Source organism: Rhizobium acaciae (genome assembly GCF_025941625.1).
In the GTDB taxonomy this organism is placed as follows: domain Bacteria; phylum Pseudomonadota; class Alphaproteobacteria; order Rhizobiales; family Rhizobiaceae; genus Rhizobium; species Rhizobium acaciae.
This window is the reverse complement of sequence record NZ_JAPCZO010000015.1, coordinates 155,535-182,134: the sequence shown is the minus strand read 5'-3', so window position 1 is coordinate 182,134 and position 26,600 is coordinate 155,535. Positions and strand designations below refer to the sequence as shown.

Below are 26,600 nucleotides of genomic sequence, written 5' to 3'. Positions count from 1 at the left end.
TCTACTCTTTCGCTGCGGCGACCAGGCGCCTGAGATGGGCAAGATCGGCGCGGACCTTGTCGAGCGCCTGCTCTCGGGACACGCGATACTGGGAATGCATCGAGAGCACGCCGGCAAATCCGGTGGTTACCAGATGCGGGACGATTTCGTTCCAGGGCACCATGCCTTCGTCGAGCCCATACCATTCGGAATGCCAGGCGCGCTGGCCATGGGATCCGTAAGCGCCGGGCGACCAACCGCTGTTCTTGACGCCCATGCAGCAGAACCACGGATCGAGAATGTCGAGTGTCAAACGCCAGTCCTCGCTTCCCTCCCGAATGATCTGATTGGCCGGATCGGGATAGGCGCCGATCCGGATCGGATTGCGCCCGGCCAGCAATTGCACGGCGAGCGCGCCCGAACTGTGCAGGGTCCCGCCGTGAAGCTGGATGGTCAGCTTGATGCCGAAGCGCTCGGCCAGGCCCTCGAAGCCGTCGAGATCCCGCCGCGCCTCATCGACCTGGACCTGCCAGCGCCGCGACGGGTCGTAGCGCCAGAAGCCAAGCCTGATCTGCCCGATGCCGGCCTCGCCGCAACAACCGAGCAGCCGAGATGCGGCATCGTCGGGCCGGGTGGAATCGATGGTCGCCATCGGGGTGCGAACACCGGCTGCGGCAAAGAACTTTACCGCATTGACGATCCCCTCCGGCCTGTCAGGGGAAACGGCATGGCCATCGCGAATAAGCAGATCGGCACAGTCGAACCCCAAACCGGCTGTGATCTTGGCCGCCGTCGCTAGCGGCAGACCTTCGAGGGTCTTGGTGAAATAGGCGATATCCATGGATTATATCCCAGACGGAAAGGCGCTGTTCACGAGCGCGAGAGACAAAGCTCGCTGCGGCGACCGAATGCATCGCGAGCCTGCACCGCATACCGCACGCCCTGCGGCGGCGACATGTGCAGGAATGCCGTCGAGATCAGCGGCGCCGGACTGACCTTTTCAAAAGTCCCCCCATCCGTGCTGATCAGCACATCGTAGAAGATGGCCGGCCCGGCATCGCCGGCAGCCCAAAACAGCATACGCTCCTCCCGACCGCCAAGACCGAGGTAGCGTTCGACGACAAGGCCGGCAGGTGCCGCCGGGGGCGCGCCGATATCGGGAACGACAAGCACCTGCGTCAGCGACGGCAATGGCACATCGAGGTCGACACTGATCCGGCCGTCATCGCAGTCGACGACGCTGATCGGATGCAGCAGGGCGGGCTCCTGCGCCCGGCGCATTTCGACAAACTGCGCTTCGGTCGGTGCGAGCGGTGCGCCGACCGGTTCGAAGAGCCCACGCGGGTTGCTTTCGTCGCGCTGGGCTTCCCAGACCTCCATCGGATTGGTGAATTCCTCGTCGATGCGCAGCAGGCAAAGCGCGTGGCGGCCGGGAACCAACCCGTTCACCTCGAGACGGACGGCGGTCCGGCCCGAGCGGCTGATGGCATCGACGCTATGGATGAGGCTGATGGAAACACCGCCACCGGGCAGCCGCGTCGGCAGGATCGCCAGGCCATCCTGGTCGGGAGCAAGCGGCGGTTCGGCCGTCACCTTGCAAACGGTATCGCCAAGCGTTGCCAGCAGTTCCATCGATGTGAGGCCGGGCTTCTTGATGATGTCGAAGGGCGGCGCGCTGTCGACATCCGTGACCAGCATATCCAGATTGGTCTTGTGCTCCCACTGCGCCTTGGTGAAATTGCGCGAACCGAAATAGGCAAAGATCGTGCGCTGGCTCCAGCCGCCGATAAAGGCGTGGTCATTGCTGAGAAAGGTGAAATTCGCCGCTTTCGGGGCGATGATGCGCCGGTCGTGCTGTTCGATGATGCGGGCGATGATCCCGGCATAATAGGCCTTGCCATGCCAGCTATGGTGATCGCTCCAGCCGAGCTGCGGATCGCATTCATCATTGATGATCGGCAGGCCCGCCAGGCGCGGGTGATGCTCCTTGAGATAGTCGACGACGAGCAAAGTGCGGTCGACGATACCGTTGGTTTTCGGGGTCAGGTCTTCCTTGCTGCCGTTGACGCCCTTTTCGTGGATCGAGATGTAATCGAGGCGCGGCGGGCCGTCACCGCTGAGGCAGCTCGTTCCGCTGTCGCAATGGGCCATGAGGGCGCGAAAGATCGGCGAGAGCGTGCGGGCTGTGCCGGGTCCGCCCATCGGCAAGCTGGGATCGACGGCATCGAGGCCGGCGACGCAGGCGTCGTAGTAGTTGGTGTAACCCTTGATCCCGTAGGTCCACCAGCCGGAGTCGGCCTCGTTCGTCGTTTCGAAATACCATGAGCGCAATTCGTCCATGCCGTAACGCGCGCCATAGCGATCGGCCGTCGCTGTTACGAGATCCCGCCAGCGCTTGACCTGATCCATGTCCTCATAATCGGTGAATAGGCCCGACGGGTTACCCATCAGCTCGAAGAACGGCTTCAGCCGGTGTTCGATCATCACGTCGACCGCGCGGTCGAGCAGCGACCAGTCGTAGCCGGCCTCTCCCTTCGCGCTCAGCAGATTGTAGAGATAATGCACCCGCAGGAACCGGATGCCCTCGTTCGGCAGGCCGCCGATATAGGCAAGCATCTGGCGCATCTCGGGCTCGAGCAGCAGCTCGGCGGGCGAAAAGCCGGTGCCGCGCCAGAACCGGTTGAACGGACGCACCGCTTCACTGGCATCAACGTTTATTCGCGTACGTTCACGCATGGTCGTCTCTCCTTGGGCAGAGTTGGCAGTGCGCTGCAATGCCGGCGCACGAGGCCAGGAGCCGGATTATTTGAACTTGTCGCGCATCGCATCGATGCCGGGGATGGTTTTGGTCAGATGCTGATGGGCGGGATCGAAGCGCTGGATCAGCCCCCGGCGGTGCTTGCCGACAAGAATGGTGAAGATATAGCCCCGGTGCCCCGGCGAGGTGACCGTCGGGTGGTAACCCCGGTCGACCAGGACAGTGTCGCCGTTGCGGGTCATGAGGATCTTGACCGGACCGTCTTCGTCATAGGTGATCTGGCTGCCGAAACCGGTCTCGGGCTGGAAGCGGTAGTGATACAGTTCTTCGTGCCGGGTCTCGACATCGCCGTCTTCCGTATCGTGTTTGTGGGGGGGATAGCCGGACCAGCAGCCCTCACCGGCATAGAGTTCACTCACCAGCAGGTTGCCGCAGCGCCCGTTCTGCCGTTGGCCGAGCAGATGGACGATCCGCCGCTGGCTATGCGTGTCCGACGAACCGACATTGACCGCATCGACCGCATCCGGCGTGATGCGAAACGGGGCGTAGCGCGTGTCGCAGAGGCCGCCGGCGATGGCGACTTCCGCCGCCGCGCCACGAGCCGATATCCGGACATTGGCGCCGACGGGCGCGTAAACCGAGTCCGCATCGCCTCCCCAGATATCGGCTCGCCGGCCCACCGCTTCGAACATGATGCCATCCACCTCGATATCCACCTGACCCGACAGCACGACGTAGAGGCTTTCGTGCGCGGGCAGCCGCCGGATGTCCTGCTCGTTGGAGGCGAGCGTGACGAGATCGAAGTAGATGAGATCGAGCGTCGTGGAGGAGGTATCCACAATGGGACGCTGCTCGGAGCGTGGAATGAATTCTGGCATCAATTGAACTCCGGAACGATATGGTCGGCAAAGGGATTAAGCGTCAGGGATTCGGCGTAGTGACAGGCCACTGCGTGCCCATCGGCGGTGACGGTGCGTAAGACCGGCACTTCCTGCTTGCAAAGCTCGGTGGCGTAGCGGCAACGCGGATGAAATGCGCAGCCGGGCGGCGGATGGGCGGGATCGGCAACGTCGCCCGCCAGCCGGATGCGCTGGCCGTGGCGGCGCATCCGCGGATCGGCGATCGGCACCGCCGAGAGCAGCGCTTCCGTGTAGGGATGGAGCGGGCGCGAAAAGATCTGCTCCGTCGGCGCCTTTTCGACGACCCGGCCGACATACATGACGGCGATATTGTCCGAGATGTGCCGGACGACCGAGAGGTCGTGAGCGACGAAGAGATAGGTCAGGCCGAACTGTTCCTGCAGATCCTGCAGCAGGTTGATGGTTTGTGCCTGCACGCTGACATCAAGCGCCGAAACGGCCTCATCGGCGATCACCAGACGCGGATTGGAGGCCAGCGCCCGGGCGATGCCGATGCGCTGGCGCTCGCCGCCGGAAAACGCATGGGGATAGCGGTGCATGTATTCGGGCCGCAGCCCGACGCTCTGCATGAGGTCAGCGACCCGGTGCTCGAGCTCCCGGCCCTTGGCGATGCCGTTGACACCAAGCACCTCGCCGATGATGTCGATGACGGGAAGGCGCGGATTGAGCGAGGATTGCGGGTCCTGAAACACAATGCGCAGGTCGCGATGGATTTCGTCGAGGGCAGAACCCGACAACGCTGCGAGATCGACCGTGCCGCCGCTGCGATTGCGATAACGGATTTCGCCGCTTGTCGGCTGATAGATGCGCAGCACCGTGCGGGCGAGCGTGGACTTGCCGCAGCCGGATTCCCCGACGATGCCGAGTGTTTCGCCATCCGCGACACGAAGCGAAACGCCGTCGACTGCCTTGACGTGTCCGACCACACGCCGGAATGCGCCCCTGCGAATGGGGAAATGCATCCTGAGATCGTTCAGTTCGAGCAGCGGGTTTGGTTGGGTCATGGGATCGGCCATCATTGTCTTCCTTCGTAAAGCAGACAGCTGGCGACATGCCCGTCGCCGATGGTGACCGGCAGCGGATCCTTTTGGTCGCACAGGCCCGCCCTTGCCTCTTTGCATCGGGGATGAAAGCTGCAGCCTGGGGGCCGGTTGAACCGCGAGGGCACCATGCCGTCGATGATCGCCAGCCGTTCGGTGGGTTGCCCATGCATGCGCGGCACCGATTGCAGCAGCGCCTTGGTGTAGGGATGAACAGGTGCGTGGAAGATCGTGTCGACATCGCCTGCCTCCACGACCCGGCCGACATACATGACGACGACCTCGTCGGCGATTTCGGCCACGACGCCGAGATCATGGGTCACGAACAGCACCGAGAGCCCGAATTCGGCCTGCAGCGAGGCGAGCAGATCGAGGATATTGGCCTGGGTGGTCACATCGAGCGCCGTCGTCGGCTCGTCGGCGATCAGCAGCTTGGGGCGGCAGGCGAGCGCCAAGGCGATGCAGACGCGCTGGCGCATGCCGCCGGAAAACTGGAAGGCATAATTTTCCATACGTTCGGCCGGCCGGGGGATGCCGACCAGAGCCAATGTCTCGATGGCATGTTCGCGCGCTTCCTTTTTTCCCATCTTCAGATGCAGGCGGATCACTTCGACCATCTGGTTGCCGATCGTATGGACGGGGGAAAGTGCCGCCATCGGCTCCTGGCTGATCAGGCCGATCTGGGCACCGCGGATCGCCCGCATGTCGTGGCCGCGTGGATCGAGCGCCGCCAGGTTGACGAAGGGTGCTGCGGGATCCGGCCGGTAGCGGATTGCACCCGAGACGATCCGCCCTCCCCTGGGAACCTGGTTGAGGATCGAGCGGCCGGTGATGCTCTTGCCCGAACCGGATTCGCCGACGACGCAGACCGTCTTGCCACGCGGGATGGAAAAGGAGACGCCGTCGACCGCCTTGATGGTGCCCGCCCCCCCGAAGAAATGGGTCCTGAGATCATCGACCTCGATCAGCGGGTCTCGATCCCCGTGCCGGCCGCCGGCTGCGGCAAAATTGGGATCAGTATTCATAGGGATCTGCAGCATCGCGTAATCCATCACCGAGGAAATTAAGGGCGAGCACGGTGACGATCACCGCGAGGCCCGGAAGAAACAGCCAGGGCGCGCTCGAGACGGCGAGAATGTTCTGCGCCTCCTGAAGCAACACGCCCCAACTCACCACCGGCGGACGCAGGCCGATGCCGAGGAAGGAGAGCGCGGTTTCTGCTAGGATCATCGTCGGGATGGCGAGCGTCACCGAGGCGATGATGTGGCTCATGAAGGACGGAACCATGTGCCGCCAGATGATGCGCATCTGCGAACAGCCGTCGAGACGGGCGGCGATGACGAAGTCTTCCGTCTTCAGCGACAGGAAGCGGCCGCGCACCACCCGCGCCAGGTCGGTCCAGCCGATCAGCGACAGGATGATCGTGATCCAGAGATAGACCAGGATCGGATCGGCGCTAATCGGGACGGCAGCCGCAAGGCCCATCCACAGCGGGATGGTCGGGATAGAGTTGATGAGTTCGATGGAGCGCTGGATCACATCGTCCACCCAGCCGCCGTAGAGCCCCGAAATACCGCCCAGGATGATGCCGAGGATGAGGCTGATTGCGACCCCGATCAGCCCGACGGACATCGAAACGCGCGTGCCGTGGACCGTTCGGCTGAAGACGTCGCGACCGAGGCGATCGGCGCCGAACAGGTAGAATGGTTTGCCCATCTCGATCGGGCCGATCAGGTGCCGGTCGAAATCGAACAGCCCCCAAAGCCGGTAGGGTTCGCCCTTGACGAAGAAGCCGAGAGGGATGACGACGGCCGGATCGGCCACGTAATTGCGGCTGAGCGCGATCGGGTCAACCTTCATCGAATAACCGTTGACGTAAAGCGGATGAAACTGCCCGGCCGCGTCGTAGCCGGCAAACTTGATCTGCTGCGGCGGCGCATAGGTATAGCGGGAATCGTAGGTCTGCGACGAAACCGGGGCGAGAACCTCGGCAAACAGGGCGACCAGGTAGATCAAAAAGATGACGACGCCGGCCGCCAGCGCCAGGCGATGGCGACGGAAGCGCCGCCAGATGAGCTTCCATTGCCCGGCGACCGCGTCGGAATTCTGGATCAGTTCAGGCTGTAGCGCGATGGCTTGATCGGTCATTGGTCTCGTCCTTCAGCCGTTGCGAATGCGTGGATCGAGCCAGGCGAGCAGCAGGTCCGAGATCAGCGTGCCGATCAGCGTCAGCATGCTCATCAGCAGGATGAATGTGCCGGCCAGATACATGTCCTGGGCAAAGAGGGCATTGAGCAGCAGTGGCCCGGTGATCGGCAGGCTGAGAACGATGGAGACCACCACCGAGCCGGAGACGAGGTGCGGCAGCACCCAGCCGACGGTCGAGACGAACGGGTTGAGTGCTACCCGCACCGGATATTTCAACAACAGCCGGATTTCGCTCAAGCCCCGGGCGCGGGCCATGTCGACATAGGGCTTGTTGAGCTCGTCGAGCAGGTTGGCGCGCATGATCCGGATTAGCGCTGCGGTGGCGCCGGTGCCGAGAACGACGACCGGGATCCACATATGCGACATGAGATCGCCGAGCTTGGCCCAGCTCCAGACCGCATTGATATAGGCGGGCGAAAACAGCCCGCCGGTGCTTTGGCCGAAATACTGGGCCGAAACATACATCAGCACCAGCGCCAGCAGGAAGTTCGGGATGGCAAGCCCGAGGAAGCCGAAGAAGGTGGCGACGTAATCTCCGACCGAATATTGCCGCACGGCCGAATAGATGCCGATCGGAAAGGCCACCGCCCAGACGAAGAGCAGTGTGGTGACCGAGACCACCATCGTCAGGCCCATGCGGGCCCAGATCAGCTCGCTGACCGGCTTGTTCCAATCGAGGGACTGGCCGAAATCGCCGCGCAGCAGGATGCCGCTGATCCATTTCCAGTATTGGATCGCCCAGGGCTGATCGAGGCCATAACGTTCACGCAGGCCGGCGATGACGCCGGGATCGATCGTTTCGTTCTGGGAGGCGAGACGCGCCGTCATCGCGGTCAGGAAGTCGCCGGGCGGCAGCTGGATGATGATGAAGGTCACGACGGAGATCGCGAACATCATCGGGATCATGTAAAGCAGACGTCTGATGATGAAGCCGGCCATGGTCAAGCTCCTTCAATCGGCAATCGCCGATCGGATGATTGGGACTGGGCTGGTGTCGATGGGGTGGCGCCCGTGGACGCCATCCCTGTCGGTCGCGTTCCGTTATTGCTGGTAGTAGAAGGTTTCGGGCTTTGCCGGTCCCGGCGTCATGTAGAACGACGTGCTGGGAATGACCTTCGGGACATTGCGCATATTGGTTTTGACGATGCCGACGCGGTCCGGCTCCAGGTTGGTGCCGATGACGTAGAATTCGTCGCGGGTGATCGCCAGCAGCTCCTTCATCGCGGCCAACTGCTTTTCGAGCGTCGGCGCTTCCTTCACCTGCCGGTAGAGATCCATCTGCTTCTTGGCAGCGGGGCTCGGTTCCTGCGCGTTCGGATCTTTAGGATTCTGGTAATAGAGGCCCCAGGCCGTCGCGAAGCTCGATTCGTATTCATGCGGGAAGTACCATTTGGGATCGAGCAGGCCGAGGAAGTCGTAGCCACCGCCGCCGACCCATCCAAGGCCGTCATTCTCATTGTTCTGCAGGCGGGAGAAAATCAGCGAACGTTCGGCCGGGCGGGGCTGCATGTCGATGCCGACAGCCCGCCAGTAGCGCTGGATCATCTCGAGGGCGTCCACCTGGATCGGGCTTCCGGTCAAGGCGTCGATCGCAAAGGTAATCCGCTTGCCATCCTGACCGAGGCGATAGCCTTCGGCGTCATGTTTGGTCAGGCCGGCCTTGTCGAGATACTGATTGGCGAGATCGACATCATACTCCAGATACTGCGTCGCCATCTTCTCGTCGTAGAGCGCAGTGCCTTCACGCGGTGCTGCCTGATAAGGCTTGGCCTGTCCGGCATAGATCAGCTGGTTGAGCTCTTCGCGGTTGATGGCGTAGCTGAGGCCGATGCGGAAGTCCTTATTGGAAAAGACAGCGCGCAAGGCCGGATTCTTGTGGGTCTGGTTGAGGGTGATGAGCAGGGCGTTCGACCACGCCGGCCGGGCGATGAACAGGCCGTAGCCGCCTTTCTCCTGGTTCTGCACGATCACCGTACGGGCGTCCGTCGTCTCGATGAAGCGGTTCTGCATGTCGATTTCGCCGCTGATCGCCTTCAGGATGATGGCCTGGGTATCCTGCATCACATCGATGGTGATGCGATCGAAGTAAGGCAGCTGGTTTCCTGCGGTATCCACCTTGGCATAATATGGATTGCGTTCGGCGACGACCTGGGTGGTGCCGTTATAAGGCGCGGTCAACACCCAGGCATCGAGCGTCGGACGGCCGAGATCGCGCCAGCGGCCGGGAAACCCGATCTTGTTGTTGAAGAGCTGGACCCAGTCGGTTGCGCCGGCTGCCTTCACCAGGGCGTCGATACCGTCGGGATTGAAATCCTTGTGGAATTGCTTGAGGTAGTGCGCCGGTGAGGCCGCTAAAATATCGGAGCCGCGCACGGTGGCCATGTTCATCAGGAACAGGCCGTTCGGCGCGGCGAACTTGAAGACGACCTTGTCGTCGGCGAGCTTTTCGACCTTGACGGTCTCTCCGCCCGCGGTCAGCCAGTTGGGTGCGGCAGGGGTGATCTTGGTGTTGCGCAGCACGTTCTCGTTCCACCACACCAGATCGTCCGCGGTAAAGGGCTCGCCATCCGACCAGCGCGTGCCTTCCCGCAAGGTGAACGTATATTCGGTGGCATCGGCATTGACCTCGACGCTCTTGGCGAGATCGGGGATCACTTCGGTCCATTCCGGATTCCAGCGGACCAGTCTCGTATAGCCGATCGAACGTTCGATCTCGCTGTCGCCACCGCCAAAGGTGGCGGTGCGCCAGGTGCCGCCATAGGTACCGACCGATTCAAGCGGAGTGAGCACCAGCGGCTCCTTGGGCAGCCGCTTTTCGACCGGCGGCAGCTTGCCGGCATCGACGAGCGCCTTCAGTTCCGGCGACTCCTCGAAGCCGAATGCGACACCGGCCCAGCCGGCACCCATGAGGATCGCCGCGACAACGGTCGAGACAACCTGCCGCCTTAAGATTCTGACGTGTTGCATTCTTTCCTCCCAATATTTTTCTCTAGGTTATCGTTAACGTATTCTCCTCTTTCTCTAACGTTATCGTTACCGTTAAATCTTGTCAAAGAGATTCTCAAAACCTTATGCCTGGCTTCATCAGCCTTGGCTTTCCTGGAAATTATGTTAGTTATCGTTATCGTAACTTCTTGCCCATCCTAAAGAGAACGACCCAATTGAGCCGCCCCAAAGAGCCAGAATCCAAAATAACCATTGCCGATGTCGCCCGCGCCGCAGGGGTGTCGCCGATGACGGTATCGCGCGTGCTCAATGATCGGGGCGGAGCCAGCGCGGAGACCAGTCAGCGCATTATTTTAGCGGCGAGCGAACTCAATTACCGGCCCAATCCCTTTGCGCGCGGATTGCGGTCCGATCGATCGAAGGCCATCGGCCTTCTCGTTCCCGACATCACCAATCCGTTCTTTCCCGAAGTCATCAGGGGAGCCGAGGATGCCGCGAGCGCTGCCGGCTACAACCTGCTTCTGTCCAATGTCGTTGAAAACAGCAAGCGGGAGGAAGAACTCATCGAAACGCTGCTGCGGCATCGGGTCGACGGGATCATCGTCTGCAGCCCGCGGCTGCCCGACGCCGCCCTGCACAAGGCGCTTGCGCCCCACCGCGCCGTGGTGCTCATCAATCGCGAGGCGCCCAACGAGGTCGCCGGGACGATTGTCACCGACTACGAGACGGGAGCGTCGCGTGCCATCGACCATCTGGTCGAGCGCGGGCGCCGCAGGATAGCGATCATCGCTGGGCCGCGCAGTTCGTTTGGCGGCAAGAGCCGTCTTGTCGGCTTTCGCAAGACGCTGGCGGCCCACGGGCTCAAGGCGCAAGGCATCGTTTACTGCGATCCGACCGCGGCCGGCGGGCAAACGGCGGCCGCGCAATTGCTGGCGGAGACGCCCGGCATCGATGCCCTTGTCTGCTACAACGACCTCAATGCGATCGGTGCCATGAAGGCCTGCCGGGCCGCCGGCGTTTCAATCCCCGGGCAAATCGCCCTGATCGGTTTCGACGATATTCCGACTGCCGAACTGCTGTCCCCGGCGCTCACCACCTTGCGGGTGCAAAAACGCGAAATGGGGGAGGAAGCCGTGCGTTTGCTGCTCAGCCGCATCGCCACCAGAAATCGCCAGCACGGTATCGTCATCGTGCCCGAGCTTATCGTCCGCGAAACGACCTGAACGCCCCGGAGCATGATGCCGAAAAGTGTGAGCGGTTTTCGAACGACATCATGCTCCAATTCTTAAAGTTTGGAACAGGAGGAATTTCCGATGGACATCAACAATCTGCGGTCACTGGCCCTGCCTGAGGAGAAGAAGGCCTGGTTCGTTCACGACCGCTTCGGCATGTTCGTGCACTGGGGGCTTTACGCGTTGCCGGCACGCCATGAATGGGTCAAGAGCCGTGAAGAACTGAACGACACCGACTACCAGAAATATTTCGATCATTTCGATCCCGATCTCTACGACCCTCGCGAATGGGCGAGACGCGCGAAAGCTGCGGGCATGAAATATGTGGTGCTGACGACCAAGCACCATGAAGGCTTCTGCCTCTGGGATACCAAGGCGACCGACTTCAAGGTGACCAACACGCCTTATGGGCGAGATCTGCTCGGTCCATTCGTCGACGCCTTCCGTGCGGAGGGCCTGAGGATCGGGTTCTACTATTCGCTGATCGACTGGCATCATCCCGACTTCACCGTCGATCCGCGCCACCCGCAGCGCAATCATGCCGATGCGCTGAAAATCAATGAAGGCCGGGACATGCAGCGTTACGCCGCCTTCATGCGTGAGCAGGTCCGCGAGTTGCTGACCGACTTCGGCCAGATCGACATCATGTGGTTCGATTTCAGCTATCCGCAGTGGAAGCTCGGAGAATTGGTCGGAAAGGGCCATCAGGATTGGGAAAGCGAGAAACTCGTGCGCCTGGTGCGCGAGCTTGCCCCCGACATCATCATCAACAATCGGCTCGATCTCGCCGGCCTGCAGCCCGATATCGTCACGCCGGAGCAATATATGCCGCGCGCCCGGCCGCTGCGCGATGGCAGGCGCGTCGTCTGGGAAGCGTGCCACACGCTGAGCGGCTCCTGGGGCTATCACCGCGACGAGGATACCTGGAAAAGCACGGAGCAACTGGTGCAGATGCTGGTCGGCACCGTTGCCATGGGCGGTAATCTGCTGATGAATGTCGGGCCGACGGCGCGCGGCACGCTCGACCACCGCGCGATTGCAGCCCTTGCCGCTTATGAGGAGTGGATGGCACTGCACGAGCGCAGCATCGTCGGCTGCACCCAGTCCGACTTCACCGCGCCGGCCGACTGCCGCCTGACCCAGAATGGCGATCGCCTCTATATCCACCTCTTCAACTGGCCCTATCGCCATCTGCATTTCGATGCGCTGGCCGGGAAAGTCGAATATGCGCAATTCCTGCATGATGGCAGCGAGGTCACCTGGCTGCGCCCGTCTGCCAATACCTTGTGGGCGAACACCCAGTTCCCCGTCGGTGATGATCAAATGACATTCGTCCTGCCGGTGCGCCGACCTCAGATCGTGGTCCCGGTCATCGAAGTTAAGCTCAAGGCGGGGAGCACCTCCGGCATTCAGGATTAAAGGGCGGCGGATGATTGCGCACCTGAGATAGATTGCCTGAGCGGGCGGGGCTGCCCGCTCAGATAAACGGCTCCATCGGCCCCGCCAGGATGCCGACAGTGCCTTACGGATTGGCTTCGGTGGTTTCCACGAAGAGCTGGTTGAGTTGTTTCATCTCGAGTGCATGGGCGCGCTTTCTGAGGGCGGCTACCTGTTTGAGCGTTGCAAGATTGTCTGTTGTCTCGATGAGGTGAGCATCGGCGACGAGCACCTCCGCTTCAATCCTTCCCTGCTCTCTCAATTGCCAGACATCCCTGACGCGAAATTGAACCATTATCACGCCGAAAAGCGCCACGAGCGCGGAAGCGGTCATTGGCAGCCAATTGGGGACAACCGGGCCATAGGCGGAAAACAACGATGAGAGACCGCTCAAAACGATGATCGCCAATGTGAGAAAATTCCAGAGATATTGATTGACCTTGGAGGAGCGCGCATAGCCGTTTCGATGTGTTCGAAGGTCACGCAAAGCCTGCCTTTTGATCTCGGCTGCGTCCGATGGAAGCATGCTTTCGGCGGTCTCTTGCTCGATCTCCCGTCTTGCCGCCAAAATCACGTTGATGACGGCGATCGTGATCCCGAAGGTAATCATGAACCAGGCGACGTAGTGTAAAGGGACGTCATCGAGAATGACGTTTGACAAAAACGCAGGTTGAAAAAACTCAATTAAAGCGCCAATCGATATCAAGAATATAGACAGGGCAACCACTGCTATCGAAAGCATCGCCGCTATATTTCTATATCTGCCGTTCAGTGTCATTTTCTTCAGTTGAGCGTGGTCATCCCCCTCCCTTCTGAACAAATCCATCATCCTATCCTCGAAACTATAGGGTTAACCATAGTCAACCTTTTACCACGCCAGAAAGCAAGTAACGTTTGCGAAGTAATACTTTGCGGATCGAATTTCCGGTACCCCTTGCCAATGTGCGGGCCAGGGCAGCCTCCACCTCTTCAATCCGGTCGCTTCAGGCTACGCTGATCGCCAGCGGCCGGCCGAGATCGAGGGCAATACAGTCCTGGTTCTGTCGGAAGATCTGCGCCGCGTGAGCGATCGTCAGCCGCCTGACAGCCACTTGAAAACCGGCGCTGCCTGAGCGGGCAGGAGATGGGGCCTGCTCAGGAGAATGGCTCGGTCGGCCCCGCTGCCGGATTGGTCAGCCAGCATGGTCCCTCGGCGGTCATGTAGATATGGTCTTCCAGCCGGACCCCGAATTTCCCGGGGAAGACGATCATCGGTTCGTTGGAAAAACACATGCCGGCGGCAAGCGGCGCGTCGTTGCCGCGAACGATGTAGGGTTCCTCGTGGATCTCGAGTCCGAGGCCATGACCGGCGCGATGCGGCAAACCTGGCAGGCGATAGTCGGGGCCGAGGGAGTGTTTGGCAAGCACCTTGCGGGCCGCATCGTCGAGGCTCGAGCAGGCGGCGCCGATCCGGGCTGCGTCGAAGACGGCCTGTTGCGCCTCGTGTTCGATCCACCAGGCGCGCTCGAAGTCGCTGTTGCCGCCCTCCAGCATATAGGTCCTGGTGATATCGGAATGATAACCATCGATCCGGCAGCCGGTATCGACGAGAATGACGTCGTCGCGACCAAGGACTTGATCGCCGTCGGCGCCATGCGGAAGCGAGGTCGCCGCACCGAAGGAGACGATGCAGAATGTCGAGCCGACATCGGCGCCGGCCTGGCGATGCTGCCGGTCGATGAAATCGACCACCTCGGATGATTTGATGCCCGGCTTTAAGAGCCCATGCACTTGCCTGTGGACGTCAAGCGTCAGGTCCATCGCATACTGAATGAGGGCAATCTCCGCGGCCGATTTGATGCAACGCAGGTCGCGGATCAGCCGCCCGCCATCGGCAAGCCTCGCCGCGCCCATCTGCGCTGCCAATGCATGATAGAAGAAAAGCGGCAAACCATCGTCGAGAGCAAGTCTGCCGCCCTGGGCAACAAGGCGGGCGATGAGAGCGGCGCTGCTCTCCTCCTCTTCCCAGACCAGGATTTCCCCCGGCAGATGCGGCAGCGTTTCGACACGGCTGCGCTCGAACCCTGGAACGATGTAGGAAATGGTCGCGGGCGTGACGAGCGCGCCGAGGAACCTCTCGCTCGGATGCCAGACCAGCCCCGTGAAGTAGTGCAGGCTTTCAGTCGGCCCAAGAAGCACGCCAGCCAATCCTTCGGCTTCGATCGTTTTGCGAAGCCTGGCGAGGCGGTTCTGCCGTTCATCCTCAGTTATGCGGGGTACCGTATGCTGCCACGACATGTTGTTTTCCTGCTTTTCCTCAGCTTCCAGATCGGTGAAGCCCTCGCCTTGCAGCCAGGATCTTGAACCGACACTAATGGCGCTGTAGGCAATATGTCGACATGAAAATGAGGAGATAGCGATGGCGGTCGAATACACTATACCGGGCATGCTGATACGCGATCATATGGTCGACGCTCCCCTGGATTGGTCGAATCCGGAGGGGGAGACGATCCGGATTTTCGCACGCGAAGTGTGCGATCCAGCCCGCCGCCGCGAAACACTGCCGTTGCTGGCTTTCCTTCAAGGCGGTCCTGGCGGGAAATCGCCGCGGCTGAGCAACGGCGGACCGCCATGGCTTGCCGAAGCCCTGAAGACGCACCGCGTTATCCTGATCGACCAGCGCGGCACCGGGCGCAGCAGCCGGATCGAAAGTGCGACGATGGAGCGTTTCGCGGACGGCAGGGCCGCAGCCGACTATCTCACCCTCTTTCGTGCCGACAGCATCGTTGCCGATTGCGAACATCTGAGGAAAACCGTCTTCGGCGGCGGGCGCTGGCAGACGCTTGGCCAGAGCTATGGCGGCTTCCTGACACTTACCTATCTCTCGAAGGCGCCGGAGGGACTTTCCGCCTGTTATGTCACCGGCGGCCTTGCCGGCCTCGGGGCGACGGCCGATGATGTCTATCGGCGCACCTACCCGCGCGTCGCCGAAAAGAACGCCGCCTATTACCGCCGCTACCCCAGGGATGCCGAACGCATCGGCCGGATCGCCGACTATATCGAGGCCAACGAGGTGCGGTTGCCCGACGGCGATCGCCTCTCCGTTCGCCGCTTTCAGACGATCGGCATCGATTTCGGCATGGCGCCGGGTTACGAGAACATCCATTGGCTGGTCGACGAGGCTTTCTCCGGTCCCAATGAAGACCGTCTCTCCGATTGTTTCCTCGCGTCGGTGATGTCGCTGACCTCCTATGACGACAATCCGCTCTTTGCCGTTTTGCAGGAAAGCATCTATGGCCAGGCCCGGGCGCCGACTGCCTGGGCGGCCGAACGCATCCGCGCCGAGCATCCGGCCTTTGCCGGCGACCGGCGGCCGCTGCTGTTGACGGGGGAGATGATGTATCCCTGGATGTTCGAGGAAATTCGCTCGCTCAGGGCCTTCAGGGCGGGTGTCGGGGCGTTGGCCACGCATGAGCGCTACGTGCCGCTCTATGATCCGGCACGTCTCGCGGCAAACGAGGTGCCGGTGACTGCGGTCATCTATCATGACGATATGTATGTCGATGCCGGGCTTTCGCTCGAAACAGCCCGCCACGTCGCCAATGTGCAGGCATGGGTGACCAATGAATTCGAGCATGACGGTGTTCGCCAATCGGCGGCTGTCCTGCGCAGGCTGATAACCTTGGTCAGGGAGCAGGGCGGCCCCCTCGCCTCCTGAGGCTCGAACGGTTCATTGCTCTCGTCGCGTCAGGACATTCTGATTGCCACCGGCCGGTCGAGGTCGCGGGCAATATATTCCTGGATCTGGCGGACGATCTGGGCGGCATGGGCGATCGCCAATTGGTCGGCCCGTTCGACGTCGCCGGCTTCGATTGCGGCGATCATCTCCTCGTGTTCATCGACATACTGCCGCGGCAGACGGTCGTCGAATGTCGAGTAGTAAAGGCGCAGGATACGCCGGCCCTCATCGAGCAGCCTGGCGAAGAAGGCCGTGTAATAGGAATTGCCGGCAAGTTCGGCGATCGCGACGTGAAATTCGCGGTTCGCTTCGATCATCGCATAGGCATCGCGCCCGGCAACGGCTTCGGCGAAGTCCTTCTGATGCCGGCGGACGGTCTTCATAATCTCGCCGTTTCGCCGTTGCGCCGCGCCGCGGGTCGTCACCCGGTACATCAGCGTCAGCGCTTCGAAATAGGTGGGCAGGCTTGCGAAATCGATCGTCGCAACGATCGTGTTCCTGTTCGGCAGCGTCGTGACGAGCCCGTCGGCGGCGAGCCGCAACAGCGCCTCGCGAATGGGAGTCCGCGACATCCGGAAACGCTCCGACAGCCGCACCTCATCGAGCGGACTGCCGGGTTCCAGCGCCATCGACAGGATTTCCTGCCTGAGCGTCACATAGACGCTCTGCGTGCCAGAGCCGCGCACCCGCACATTTTCCGCGTCGTTCCGCATTCGTCCGCCCTCGTTCGTTAGAGCCTTGTATTTCGTTTCGGCCGATTCTCGCAAATGTCGGTCTTCGCGGCCTCAAATTTGTAAGCTCACATCATTGAATCTTGTCGACAGTTTGTATATAAGGCAACCAGTTTCAACGAGGCTCGATCAATGACCACAGGATGGAAGGGCGTATTTCCCGCCGTAACGACACAGTTCAACGATGATCTTTCCGTTGATTTGCCCTCGACCCAGCGCGTCCAGGACGCGCTTGTAAACGATGGCGTCAACGGGCTGATCGTCATGGGCACATGCGGCGAGAACAATTCGCTGGACCCCGAGGAGAAGCGCACGATCTTGAAAGCTGCCGTCGAGGTCGTCAACGGCCGCGTTCCCGTGGTGACGGGCGTGTCCGAATTCGACACGCGCCGTGCCGTCGCCTATGCTCGCGACGCCGAAAAGCTCGGCGCTGACGGCCTGATGCTGCTGCCGGCCATGGTTTATGTGCCGAAACCCGAAGAGCTGATCGCGCATTTCCGCACCGTCGCCGAAGCGACCTCGCTGCCGATCATGCTGTACAACAACCCGCCGGCCTACCGCGTCAATATCGGCGCCGATGTGCTGAAGGTGCTTGCCGACGTGCCTAATATCAAGGCGGTCAAGGAAAGTGCGCCGGATCCGCGCCGCTTCACCGATCTCATCAATGAATTCGGCGATCGTTTCGATATCTTCGCCGGTCTCGACGACGTCGCGCTTGAAGGCCTGATGCTCGGCGCCAAGGGCTGGGTCTCGGGCTTGACCAGCGCCTTCCCGGAGGAATCCGTGCAGCTCGTTGCCGCCGCCGAACGCGGCGACTGGGAAGAGGCCCGCAAGATCTATCGCTGGTTCATGCCGCTTCTGCACCTCGATGCCGAACACGATCTCGTGCAGTCGATCAAGCTTGCCGAGCAGATCATGGGCCGCGGCTCCGAGCGCGTTCGCATGCCGCGCCTGCCGCTTTCGGGCGCCCGCCGCGCCGAAGTCACCGCCATGGTCGAGAAGGCCGCTGCCACGCGTCCTTCGAAGATCCGCCAGGCTGCCTGATCAACGAGGCCGGCGACCCCGCGGTTGCCGGCCTTTCCGTGTTTGCGGTTCAGGCAAGCGCCAGCGACCGGCCGGTCGCCGGATCGAACAGATGCATCCGGTTCATGTTGAACGAGAGCGGCATCGTCGACATCGGCCTGGGCCCGCTCTCGGGATCGATGCAGGCGCAAAGGCTTGCCTCGCCGATGCCGAAATAAACCATGGTCTCCGGCCCGAGTGGTTCCACAAGATCGATCTTCGCTTCGATGTCGGCATAACCAGGACGGGCCTGGCGCTCGGTGATCGATTCCGGCCTGATCCCGAACACGACTGATTTACCGGCATGGCTGGCATAGTCGCCTGCGCGCGCCTCCGGCACGGCAAGCTCGCTGCCGTCAGTCAGTTTGACGACGAGGCCCTTCTCTCCTGATAGCAGCGTCGCGGACAGGAAGTTCATCGACGGTGAGCCGATGAAGCCGGCGACGAACTGGCTGACCGGCCGATGATAGAGTGCTTGCGGCGGTCCCGCCTGTTCGATGATGCCGCCATTCATCACCACGACACGATCCGCCATGGTCATCGCCTCGACCTGGTCATGCGTGACGTAGACGGTCGTCGTCGGCAACAGCTGGTGCAGCCGCTTGATCTCCGTGCGCATCTGCACGCGAAGCTTGGCATCGAGATTGGACAACGGCTCGTCGAAGAGAAAGACTTTCGGGTTCCGCACGATCGCGCGCCCCATCGCGACGCGCTGACGCTGGCCGCCCGAAAGCTGGCCCGGGCGCCGGCCGAGCAGCTCGCTGATATGCAGGGTTTCCGCCGCCCTGAGGATACGCGCGTCGATCTCGCTCTTGGCGAGCTTCTGCTGCTCCAGGCAGAACGAAATATTCTCCCGCACCGTCATGTGCGGATAGAGCGCGTAGTTCTGAAAGACCATGGCGACATCGCGTTTACCCGGGCCGAGCCGGTTGACGACCTGGTCGCCGATGACGATCTCACCGCCGGTAATGTGTTCGAGACCCGCAATCATACGCAATGTCGTCGATTTTCCGCATCCCGACGGGCCTACGAAAACGACGAATTCATTGTCTTCGATGTCAAGGCTGATGCCGCGCACGGCCTCGTAGATGCCATAGGATTTGACGATGCTCTTGAGTTCCAGCCGTGCCATGGTTTTCTCCTAGACCTCCTGCAACCAGATCGCCATCGCTCCGGGCTCGCGATTGGCCCAGAGGTGATAGGGGATCGCCGTGAAGGGCCGCTCCTTCAGCGAGGGAGGCGCGGTGCGATAGAGCGCATTTTGCCAATCGGCTATATCGGCTTCGAGCGCGGTGCCTTCGAGCACGGTCGCTCCGCCGAGAAGCGCGGCATCGTAACGGGCAGAAATTTCCTCAGATGCCGGCAGGCGGAGCCGCTGCGGCTCGCTGCCGAGGTCCGTCTCCTCGATGCAATAGACGACAGGCCCGCGCCGCAGCGCGACGCGTCCGCCGTCTTCGGAAACGGCAGGATGTGCGTAGATGCGCTCGACCGGCATCGAGAAGCCGATGCGGACCTCGTCACCATTGCGCCATTCCCTTGATATTGCGGCATAACCCTTCGTCACGCATTGATCGAGATCGACGGCAACGCCGTTGACCGAGATCTGCGCCTGCCTGCACCACCCGGGGATGCGAAGACGAAGCTGAAACCGGCTTGGCCGCTCGAGGGCGAACCGCAGGCCGATGTCGCCATCCCAGGGATATAACGTCTCCTGGATCAGACGCACGAAGCTGTTGCCGACTGTCAGCTCGGCGGAGTTGGTGCCGTAGAGATGGACGGCGAGCTGATGATCATCAGTCGAATAGAAATATTGGCCGAGCGACGTGATGAAACGGGCAATGTTGGTCGGGCAGCAGGGGCAGTAATGCCATTTCCACCGGCGGTGCTGCCCGTGGCTTTCAAGGACGTTCTCATAAAAGTAATGCTCGCCGTCGCGCGAGATCCCGGAAAGCGCGCCGTTGTAGAGCACCGTTTCCAGTCTGTCGGTGAACTTGCTGTCGAGATCGACCTGCGCCATACGATGGCTCCAGAAGCCGAGCGCGACGGCTGCGCATGTCTCCGCATAGGCCGTCTCGTTCGGCAGGTCGAATTCCCGGGTGAACCCTTCATTGGATGCCGATGGGCCAAGGCCGCCTGTCACGTAGAGCTGGCGGCCGACCAGATTGTCGAAAAGCCGATCGCAGGCCTCCTTCAATGTCGGATCGTCGTTTTCATGGGAGAGATCCGCCATCGCAGAAAACAGGTACATGGCGCGGACCGCATGGCCGACGACCTGGTGCTGGTCGCGCACCGGCATATGGGCCTGGCTATAGGCATATGTCTTGTAGACGTAATCATCAGGGCTCTCGCCGCGCTTGCGGGCCTCTTCATCGTAATATGAGGGCATCCGGCCACGTTCGTCGACGAAATAGGTCGCAAGCTTCAGATGCCGCGGATCGCGCGTCACGCGATAGAGCTTGACCAGCGCCAGCTCGATTTCCTCATGGGCATCGTAACCTCTGAGCTTTCCGGGCTCCGCACCGAAGGTGGCGATGATATGGTCGACGGCGCGGATCATCACGTCGAGGAAGCGACGCTTTCCCGTCGCCTCGCGGTAGGCGACCGCCCCTTCCAGCAAGTGGCCCATCGAATACATCTCGTGCAGGTCGCGCAGGTTGGTCCAGCGCCTGTCCGGCTCGCGGCGAATGAACCAGCTGTTGAGGTAACCATCTGCCATCTGCCCTTTTTCGAGCTTCTCGACGATGGCGTCGATCTTCGCCTCAAGCGCGGCATCGGGATGGGCCTTCAGCGTATAACTTGCAGCCTCGATCCATTTGCCAAAATCGGAATCGAAGAAATGCTGCATCGACAGTCCACTCGGCTGGATCGGGCGCACCAGCGGCCCTGGCGGCTTGTCGAAGTCGAGCACCTCGAGGAAGCCCTCCTCCTCCAGCCGCTTGTGCTGCGTCGGGATGGTGACGTTGCGGATCGTCTCCGTCCAGCTCTGCCAGAAACCGCCATCGAATACGACACCGGAATGGTCGGCAGGTCTGTATCGCTGCCGTCCCGCAGCGCGTGCCGGTTGAAAGCGAGGTGAACTGGTCATGAGGACTCCTGAGCGGGACGAGCGCTGTTACTTCACGGCGCCGGCCGTCAGGCCGCGCACGTAATATCGTTGCAAGAGAAGGAAAAGCAGGATGCAGGGGACCATGGTCACGGCGATGCCGGCCTGCAGCGCGCCCCAGTCGATAATGCCATAGATGCCCGAGGAAACGTTGACCAGCATGATCGGCAGCGTGAACTTGTTCTGGTCGGACAGAAAGATGAGGGCGGCGAGGAACTCGTTCCATGAATTCAGGAAGGCAAACATTGCGACTGTGGCGACACCGGGGAGCGCGATCGGCAGCATGATCCGGCGCAGGATCGTCGCCTGCGACGCGCCATCTATCCGCGCCGCCTCGATCAGCGCCTTCGGCACTGCGTCGAAGGCGTTGCGCATCATGAAAACGGAAAAAGGAAGCTGGAAGGTCACGTAGATCAGCACTAGGCCGAAAAGATTGTTCTGCAGCCGGAAGACTTTCAGAATCAGGAAAAGCGGCGTCAGGATCGACTGGAATGGGATCATCATCGTTGCCATGATCAGCACGAAGAGCAGCGACTGGCCGGGAAAGCGGAATTTCGAAAATCCGTATCCCGCCGGCACCGAGACGAGCACCGTCAAGACCACCGTTCCGGCGGCAATCAGCACCGAATTGCCGGCATAGACGTACCAGCCGGCGCCGACATGCTCGAGGCGGCGGTAGTTCTCGAGCGAGAATGCCTTCGAGAAGAGCGCCGCCGGATCGGCAAGTGCTGCGGCAGCGGGCTTGAAGGAATTGGCGAAGGACCAGACGATCGGCATCACGAAGAAGACGGCAAAGACGCATGCCGTCAGAACGAAAGCGAGATAACCGAGCCGCTCGCTCGCCGGCTTCGCTGCGAGATTGTGGTTGAGCCGTTCCATCAACCCTCCTCCGGCCGCTGGCGCAGCAGGACGAACTGGATCGCGCTGATCGCCACCAGCACGACGAGCAGGGCAAAGGAGATCGCCGAGCCGTAACCGAGACGGTAGGATGAGAACGACGCGAGATAGATCGAGAACACCGCCGAGATCGTGCTGTTCTCAGGACCGCCCTGGGTGATGATGAAGAATTGGTCGAAGGCCAGCATCGATGAGGTGACGTTGAGGACCAGCGCCAGCACCACCGAGTTCCTCATCAAAGGCAGCGTGATCCGGCGAAACCGGCTCCAGACGCTGGCGCCGTCGATCCTGGCGGCTTCAATAACGTCGTTCGATATGCTCTGAAGGCCGGTCAGGAGGATGATCATCGTGAAGCCCGCTGTTTTCCAGACGACCATCAGGATGACGACGCCGAGTGCTGGCCAGAAACTTTCGAGCGGCCTCGGCGCGCTGTCGATGATGCCCGCTCCGCGCAGCAGCTGCGCAAAGACGCCGCTATCGGGATTGAGCAGCCACATCCACAATGTCGAGGCCGCCCCGAAGCCGATGACGACAGGCATGAAATAGATCGTGCGGAACAAGCCGGCGATCCGCAGCGGCCGGTCGACGAGCAGCGCCAAAGGAAAGGCCACCAGGAAGATCGCAGCCGTGACGAGCACGGTGTAGAGCAGCGTGAAACCCAGGGAATGCCAGAGCTGGGTGTCGCTGATCAGTTCGGCATAGTTGGAAAGGCCAATGAACTTCGTCCGGCCGAGAAGTGGCCAGTTGTAGAAGCTCATCCAAACCGTCATGACAAGCGGCACGAGGAAGAGCACGACGATGAACAGCAAGCCCGGCAGGATGAAGGCAAGACCAAGCCATCCCTTCGGCTCGGGCTCTCCGGTTGCGACTGCGCGCCTCCGGTTGCGAAGTGTCGAGGATATCACCGCAACTCCTCCTTCCGTTTGAATTTCGAGATGTGAAGGGAACGGCAGGGCATCCGTGGATACCCTGCCGAAGCCGCGGTCGGACTCAGTTCGGATTGGTGCGTTCGAGGATGCGGGTGAAGTCGGCCTGTGTCTTGGCGATCGTTCCGTCGACGTCGTCGCCGAAGATCGTGCCCTGGATCAGATTGAGGAAGGGACCGGTGCGGCTGACGAAGAGTTCATCGGACGAAAAAGTGTAGGGCGTGCGCGCCTTGGCGAGGATATCGTAGGCAACGAGATTGCGCGGGTCGAATTTCGCATAGGCTTCCGCGGCGAGGTCGGTGCGCGACGGCATCCCCGATTCCTGGGTGATATAGACCTGCTGCTCGGGCTGCATGTAGAAATTGACGAAATCGAGCGCGACTTTCTTCTTCTCTTCGCTGATGCCCTTGATGAGGGACAGCGTGTCGCCGCCGGCAAAGCTCGATGCACCACCCTTCGGCCCTGGGATCGGCGCAACGGCGAACTTCACGTCGGGATATTTGCTGGTCAGCAGATTGACGATGTAGGAACCGGTCATCAGGATGCCGACCTTGCCCGAGGCGAAGGCTTCAACGGCGTTGTTGCCGTTGCCGGAACGCGAGGTCGGATGAATCGCACCGGCCTTCCACATATCGCGATAGGCAGCGATGGTCTCACGTAGCGCCGGCGTATCGACCGTGGCGCTGCGGCCGTCATCGCTCAGCACATCGGCATTGGCGGCCCAGAGATGCGGCAGGAAGTCGTAGATCAACCAGCTTCCCGAATTCGCCACGAAATAGAAGCCGTAGGTCTCGTTGCCGAGCGCGGCGATCTTTTTGGCGTCGGTGGCAATCTCCTCCATCGATGCCGGCGCCTTGTTGGGGTCGAGGCCGGCCTTGGTGAAGAGATCGGTGTTATAAGCGATGATCGAGGCATCCGGCAGGGCCGGCACGCCGTAGATCTTGCCGTCATAGGTGGCGAGACGGATGTGGGACGGGCTCATCGCCGAGGAATAGGGCAGGCCCTTCACGAAGTCGGAGATATCCTCGAGACCATCCGCCGCGGCAAAGGTCGGGAGATAGATCAGGTCGAGCACGGCGCCGTCAGGAGCCGCGCTGCCGGCAATCGCTGCACCCAGCTTCGGCACCATCTGCTCTGCCGTGATCTGGGTAACGTTGACCTTGTCGGAGTGCGATGCGTTGTATTTGTCGGCCAGTCCCTGAAGGACGGCGCCGGAGGACGTGCGCACCCATAGGGTGATTTCTTCGGCGCTGGCGAGAGAAGAGCTTGCCAGCAGCGCAAGAGCAGTGATCGTTGTTTTCAGTCGAAGCATGCTTGTTCCCCTTTTTCTCGTTCAGGCCTCAGGCCTTCGGACGAAATGGACGTTAGATCAGAATTTTTTCGGTGTCGACAGTCTGTGTGCATAAATCTAGCGTGCGATTGATAAAACCTTTTAACAGCACGATTTTTTCTGCTAAAAGCTTTTAGCATGAACTGAAGACGAGGCGTGGCTTGAAGAATACCGGTGACCGGAGACGGACGATCTACGACGTGGCGAAGGCTGCGGGCGTCAGCATTTCGACGGCGTCGAACGCGCTGAACGGCACCGGCCGGACGAATGCGGAGACGCGCGAACGGGTCCGGCGCGTGGCAGAAGAGATCGGGTTTCGGCCCAATGCACTCGCCCGTGGGTTGCTAAGTAAGCGAAGCCATGCGATCGGAATGCTGACCAACGACACCTATGGCAGACTGACGCTGCCGATGGCGGCCGGGGTGTCGGAAGTGCTCGTCGATCACGGCGTGTCCGTCTTCCTCTGCGCGACGAACAACGATCCGAGGCTCGCCCAGCTGCACCTGGAGGCGCTACTCGACAGGCAGGTCGACGGCATCATATTCACCGCGACCCGCCTCGACCTCGAGCCGCCGGTCCAGCTGTCCCGCTTGCCGATACCCGTCGTCTACGTCTTTGCCGAGGGGCCGACCGACAGCGTCACCTTCTTTCCCGACGACGAACAGGGCGCACGCCTCGCCGTCGACCATCTCAAGGAACTGGGCCGGTCGCGGATCCTGCACATCACCGGCCCGCGGGATTACCTGGCCGCTCGCATCCGCGCCCAATCCTATCACGACGCCTGCGGCGACGGTGCCGAAGCGATGTTCGGCGAGTGGTCGGAGGAATGGGGTCACGAAGCCGTCCAGACGGTCTTTGCCCGGCCCGGCCTGAAGCCCGACGCCATCTTCTGCGGCAGTGACGAGATCGCCCGCGGCGCCATCGACGCGCTTCGCGACCTCAATGTGGAGATTCCCACGGATGTCGCCGTGGTCGGGTTCGACAATTGGGAAGTCGTCGCACGGCAAACGCGCCCGCCGCTGACCACCATCGACATGGAGTTGAAGGAACTGGGCCATCGCGCCGGCCTGGCAATCCTTAGCCTCTCCAAGGGTGAACCGGTCCCTGCCGGCATCACCAGATTGCCGTGTCGCCTGGTCGTGCGGCAGTCTTGCGGCAGCCCCCTTCAATCCGACTGAAAACGACGGCAAGCAACACAGGCAAGCCGGCCGTCGTCGCTATTATCTGTCCGTGGAATTGCCGAAACGGGTCAGGCTGTTGCGGCTGACCAGCGACGGCATCTGGAAAATATGCTCGGAAGCGGTGCGGCCTTCTATTCTCGAAATGAGGGCCCGGGTTGCGACCTGACCGAGCTCCCTGCCCGACTGATCGATGCTTGCGAGATTGACGAGGCCGAGTGCCGCGGTCGACGAATTGTCGTATCCGATGACGGCGAGATCTTCTGGCACGCGCACCCCCATCTCCATAGCCAGACTCAGAAGGGTGATCGCGTCGAGATCGCTCCAGCAGAACACGGCGCGCGGCCTGTCCTTCCTCGATAGGAACTTTCGCATCACCTCTTCCCGCTTTGGCGAAGCAATCGGAATTTTGCTGATCGCTGGCGAGGAGCCGAGCCCGCCACGCTGCATCGCCCTGCGAAACCCAATCTCACGCTGGCGGACGACGGAGACCGCGTGCCCCTGGCGCTCGCCAAGGCTCAGCATTTCGATGTCGCGATAACCGCAGGCAAGAAGCGCTTCCACCGCGATCTCCGCCCCGCGCTGATCGTCGGCATTGACGGTGTCGAAGGCCGTAGCGCTGGCATCGTGGTAACCGACCGCGACGATCGGTATCTGGACGGCGAACTTTGCGAGGATCTCCGAGGGCAAACGCGGCGCAACGAGGATCAGGCCGTCCATCTTGTAGTCGATCATCGATTCGATCAACGACGTCTCCAGCTGCACGCGCGCATCGCTGACGCCGATCATCGCCTGGTAGTGCGAAGGCCCAAGCACCTCATTCACGCCGGCAATCACCTCCGGAAGGAAGGGATTGCGGATATCGATCAGGAGCACGCCGATGGTGAAACTCCGGCCACGCAGCCCTCTAGCTGCCCGCGAGGGGCGATAGGCGAGTGCCTCGATGGCATCAGTCACCCTTGCGCGCAGCGCATCACTGACGCCATAGGCATTTCGCATCACCTTGGAAACCGCTGCGACCGATACGCCTGCGTGAGTTGCCACGGTCCGGATCGTCACGCGATCGTTTCGTTGCGGCTTTTGTTTTTCTTCGATTGACATGAAATCTCTGGCTTGCTGCGGATCGTCAACATCG

General features: G+C 61.4%; 22 protein-coding genes. 5 read left to right on the top strand and 17 right to left on the bottom strand.

Annotated elements, in window-relative coordinates:
- Position 1 precedes the first annotated feature (1 nt).
- From OLZ32_RS23915 to OLZ32_RS23880, 8 genes are all read right to left on the bottom strand, one after another.
- Entirely contained in the window at positions 2 to 820 is an 819-nt protein-coding gene (locus OLZ32_RS23915) for a sugar phosphate isomerase/epimerase family protein (RefSeq protein WP_264423140.1), read from the bottom strand.
- A gap of 29 nt (positions 821 to 849) precedes the next feature.
- Positions 850 to 2,715 (bottom strand): GH39 family glycosyl hydrolase, encoded by a 1,866-nt coding sequence (locus OLZ32_RS23910; RefSeq protein ID WP_264423138.1) that lies wholly within the window; start codon positions 2,713 to 2,715, stop codon positions 850 to 852.
- 66 nt (positions 2,716 to 2,781) lie between these two features.
- Positions 2,782 to 3,615 (bottom strand): 5-deoxy-glucuronate isomerase, encoded by an 834-nt coding sequence (locus OLZ32_RS23905; RefSeq protein WP_003538637.1) that lies wholly within the window; start codon positions 3,613 to 3,615, stop codon positions 2,782 to 2,784.
- Positions 3,615 to 4,673 (bottom strand): ABC transporter ATP-binding protein, encoded by a 1,059-nt coding sequence (locus OLZ32_RS23900; protein ID WP_319641134.1) that lies wholly within the window; start codon positions 4,671 to 4,673, stop codon positions 3,615 to 3,617. Before OLZ32_RS23900 ends, OLZ32_RS23905 begins: the two co-directional genes overlap by 1 nt.
- A complete protein-coding gene (locus tag OLZ32_RS23895) occupies positions 4,673 to 5,722 on the bottom strand; it encodes an ABC transporter ATP-binding protein (RefSeq protein WP_264423135.1) in 1,050 nt (349 codons plus the stop codon). The genes OLZ32_RS23900 and OLZ32_RS23895 overlap by 1 nt, the downstream gene beginning before the upstream one ends.
- Positions 5,712 to 6,845: an ABC transporter permease gene (locus tag OLZ32_RS23890; protein ID WP_003538640.1), complete on the bottom strand. Its 1,134-nt coding sequence runs from the start codon at positions 6,843 to 6,845 to the stop codon at positions 5,712 to 5,714. The genes OLZ32_RS23895 and OLZ32_RS23890 overlap by 11 nt, the downstream gene beginning before the upstream one ends.
- Before the next feature lie 12 nt (positions 6,846 to 6,857).
- Positions 6,858 to 7,844 carry an ABC transporter permease gene (locus tag OLZ32_RS23885; protein WP_003538641.1) on the bottom strand — a complete coding sequence of 329 codons (987 nt, stop codon included), beginning with the start codon at positions 7,842 to 7,844 and terminating at the stop codon, positions 6,858 to 6,860.
- Between the two features lie 102 nt (positions 7,845 to 7,946).
- Positions 7,947 to 9,872 carry an ABC transporter substrate-binding protein gene (locus OLZ32_RS23880; RefSeq protein WP_264423131.1) on the bottom strand — a complete coding sequence of 642 codons (1,926 nt, stop codon included), beginning with the start codon at positions 9,870 to 9,872 and terminating at the stop codon, positions 7,947 to 7,949.
- Positions 9,873 to 10,066: 194 nt separating this feature from the next.
- Here OLZ32_RS23880 and OLZ32_RS23875 point away from each other — a divergent pair, with 194 nt between their 5' ends.
- Positions 10,067 to 11,074, top strand: a complete 1,008-nt coding sequence (locus OLZ32_RS23875) for a LacI family DNA-binding transcriptional regulator (protein ID WP_003538646.1) — start codon at positions 10,067 to 10,069, stop codon at positions 11,072 to 11,074.
- 90 nt (positions 11,075 to 11,164) lie between these two features.
- A complete protein-coding gene (locus tag OLZ32_RS23870) occupies positions 11,165 to 12,502 on the top strand; it encodes an alpha-L-fucosidase (protein ID WP_264423129.1) in 1,338 nt (445 codons plus the stop codon).
- A 103-nt stretch (positions 12,503 to 12,605) separates the two neighbouring features.
- On the opposite strand, the gene OLZ32_RS23865 is transcribed toward OLZ32_RS23870, so the two are convergent.
- Positions 12,606 to 13,346: a DUF4231 domain-containing protein gene (locus OLZ32_RS23865; RefSeq protein ID WP_264397970.1), complete on the bottom strand. Its 741-nt coding sequence runs from the start codon at positions 13,344 to 13,346 to the stop codon at positions 12,606 to 12,608.
- A gap of 308 nt (positions 13,347 to 13,654) precedes the next feature.
- Complete coding sequence (locus OLZ32_RS23860) at positions 13,655 to 14,797, bottom strand: M24 family metallopeptidase (protein WP_264423127.1); 1,143 nt, start codon at positions 14,795 to 14,797, stop codon at positions 13,655 to 13,657.
- A gap of 121 nt (positions 14,798 to 14,918) precedes the next feature.
- On the opposite strand from OLZ32_RS23860, the gene OLZ32_RS23855 reads away from it, so the two are divergent.
- Positions 14,919 to 16,217 carry an alpha/beta hydrolase gene (locus OLZ32_RS23855; RefSeq protein ID WP_264397966.1) on the top strand — a complete coding sequence of 433 codons (1,299 nt, stop codon included), beginning with the start codon at positions 14,919 to 14,921 and terminating at the stop codon, positions 16,215 to 16,217.
- Between the two features lie 29 nt (positions 16,218 to 16,246).
- On the opposite strand, the gene OLZ32_RS23850 is transcribed toward OLZ32_RS23855, so the two are convergent.
- Positions 16,247 to 16,951 carry a GntR family transcriptional regulator gene (locus tag OLZ32_RS23850; RefSeq protein ID WP_003538658.1) on the bottom strand — a complete coding sequence of 235 codons (705 nt, stop codon included), beginning with the start codon at positions 16,949 to 16,951 and terminating at the stop codon, positions 16,247 to 16,249.
- A 150-nt stretch (positions 16,952 to 17,101) separates the two neighbouring features.
- Here OLZ32_RS23850 and OLZ32_RS23845 point away from each other — a divergent pair, with 150 nt between their 5' ends.
- The gene (locus OLZ32_RS23845) at positions 17,102 to 18,013 is read left to right on the top strand and encodes a dihydrodipicolinate synthase family protein (protein WP_003538660.1); all 912 of its coding nucleotides are present in this window, start codon (positions 17,102 to 17,104) and stop codon (positions 18,011 to 18,013) included.
- Positions 18,014 to 18,062: 49 nt separating this feature from the next.
- Here OLZ32_RS23845 and OLZ32_RS23840 read toward each other — a convergent pair whose 3' ends face one another.
- The 5 genes from OLZ32_RS23840 to OLZ32_RS23820 form a co-directional block, all read right to left on the bottom strand.
- Positions 18,063 to 19,163 carry an ABC transporter ATP-binding protein gene (locus OLZ32_RS23840; protein ID WP_264397963.1) on the bottom strand — a complete coding sequence of 367 codons (1,101 nt, stop codon included), beginning with the start codon at positions 19,161 to 19,163 and terminating at the stop codon, positions 18,063 to 18,065.
- 9 nt (positions 19,164 to 19,172) lie between these two features.
- Positions 19,173 to 21,116, bottom strand: a complete 1,944-nt coding sequence (locus OLZ32_RS23835; RefSeq protein ID WP_264397961.1) for a glycoside hydrolase family 127 protein — start codon at positions 21,114 to 21,116, stop codon at positions 19,173 to 19,175.
- Between the two features lie 27 nt (positions 21,117 to 21,143).
- On the bottom strand, positions 21,144 to 22,013 hold the full coding sequence (locus OLZ32_RS23830; protein WP_132612564.1) for a carbohydrate ABC transporter permease: 870 nt from the start codon (positions 22,011 to 22,013) through the stop codon (positions 21,144 to 21,146).
- The gene (locus OLZ32_RS23825; protein WP_264397957.1) at positions 22,013 to 22,936 is read right to left on the bottom strand and encodes a carbohydrate ABC transporter permease; all 924 of its coding nucleotides are present in this window, start codon (positions 22,934 to 22,936) and stop codon (positions 22,013 to 22,015) included. Before OLZ32_RS23825 ends, OLZ32_RS23830 begins: the two co-directional genes overlap by 1 nt.
- Positions 22,937 to 23,021: 85 nt before the next feature.
- Complete coding sequence (locus tag OLZ32_RS23820) at positions 23,022 to 24,269, bottom strand: ABC transporter substrate-binding protein (protein WP_164569942.1); 1,248 nt, start codon at positions 24,267 to 24,269, stop codon at positions 23,022 to 23,024.
- Positions 24,270 to 24,448: 179 nt separating this feature from the next.
- Between OLZ32_RS23820 and OLZ32_RS23815 the strand changes: the two genes are divergently transcribed.
- Positions 24,449 to 25,465, top strand: coding sequence for a LacI family DNA-binding transcriptional regulator (locus tag OLZ32_RS23815; RefSeq protein WP_264423125.1), 1,017 nt, complete (start codon positions 24,449 to 24,451; stop codon positions 25,463 to 25,465).
- Between the two features lie 42 nt (positions 25,466 to 25,507).
- Here OLZ32_RS23815 and OLZ32_RS23810 read toward each other — a convergent pair whose 3' ends face one another.
- Positions 25,508 to 26,566, bottom strand: coding sequence for a LacI family DNA-binding transcriptional regulator (locus OLZ32_RS23810; protein ID WP_003538673.1), 1,059 nt, complete (start codon positions 26,564 to 26,566; stop codon positions 25,508 to 25,510).
- Between the last annotated feature and the right edge of the window lie 34 nt (positions 26,567 to 26,600).

Bases quoted from the DNA above. Each gene is read 5' to 3' on its own strand.
- OLZ32_RS23845 (WP_003538660.1), top strand. From the start codon at position 17,102: ATGACCACAGGATGGAAGGGCGTATTTCCCGCCGTAACGACACAGTTC.
- OLZ32_RS23900 (WP_319641134.1), bottom strand. From the start codon at position 4,673: ATGGCCGATCCCATGACCCAACCAAACCCGCTGCTCGAACTGAACGAT.
- OLZ32_RS23905 (WP_003538637.1), bottom strand. From the start codon at position 3,615: ATGCCAGAATTCATTCCACGCTCCGAGCAGCGTCCCATTGTGGATACC.
- OLZ32_RS23855 (WP_264397966.1), top strand. From the start codon at position 14,919: ATGGCGGTCGAATACACTATACCGGGCATGCTGATACGCGATCATATG.
- OLZ32_RS23885 (WP_003538641.1), bottom strand. From the start codon at position 7,844: ATGGCCGGCTTCATCATCAGACGTCTGCTTTACATGATCCCGATGATG.
- OLZ32_RS23865 (WP_264397970.1), bottom strand. From the start codon at position 13,346: ATGGATTTGTTCAGAAGGGAGGGGGATGACCACGCTCAACTGAAGAAA.
- OLZ32_RS23860 (WP_264423127.1), bottom strand. From the start codon at position 14,797: ATGTCGTGGCAGCATACGGTACCCCGCATAACTGAGGATGAACGGCAG.
- OLZ32_RS23810 (WP_003538673.1), bottom strand. From the start codon at position 26,566: ATGTCAATCGAAGAAAAACAAAAGCCGCAACGAAACGATCGCGTGACG.
- OLZ32_RS23880 (WP_264423131.1), bottom strand. From the start codon at position 9,872: ATGCAACACGTCAGAATCTTAAGGCGGCAGGTTGTCTCGACCGTTGTC.
- OLZ32_RS23910 (WP_264423138.1), bottom strand. From the start codon at position 2,715: ATGCGTGAACGTACGCGAATAAACGTTGATGCCAGTGAAGCGGTGCGT.
- OLZ32_RS23895 (WP_264423135.1), bottom strand. From the start codon at position 5,722: ATGAATACTGATCCCAATTTTGCCGCAGCCGGCGGCCGGCACGGGGAT.
- OLZ32_RS23830 (WP_132612564.1), bottom strand. From the start codon at position 22,013: ATGGAACGGCTCAACCACAATCTCGCAGCGAAGCCGGCGAGCGAGCGG.
- OLZ32_RS23835 (WP_264397961.1), bottom strand. From the start codon at position 21,116: ATGACCAGTTCACCTCGCTTTCAACCGGCACGCGCTGCGGGACGGCAG.
- OLZ32_RS23850 (WP_003538658.1), bottom strand. From the start codon at position 16,951: ATGCGGAACGACGCGGAAAATGTGCGGGTGCGCGGCTCTGGCACGCAG.
- OLZ32_RS23890 (WP_003538640.1), bottom strand. From the start codon at position 6,845: ATGACCGATCAAGCCATCGCGCTACAGCCTGAACTGATCCAGAATTCC.
- OLZ32_RS23870 (WP_264423129.1), top strand. From the start codon at position 11,165: ATGGACATCAACAATCTGCGGTCACTGGCCCTGCCTGAGGAGAAGAAG.
- OLZ32_RS23915 (WP_264423140.1), bottom strand. From the start codon at position 820: ATGGATATCGCCTATTTCACCAAGACCCTCGAAGGTCTGCCGCTAGCG.
- OLZ32_RS23840 (WP_264397963.1), bottom strand. From the start codon at position 19,163: ATGGCACGGCTGGAACTCAAGAGCATCGTCAAATCCTATGGCATCTAC.
- OLZ32_RS23820 (WP_164569942.1), bottom strand. From the start codon at position 24,269: ATGCTTCGACTGAAAACAACGATCACTGCTCTTGCGCTGCTGGCAAGC.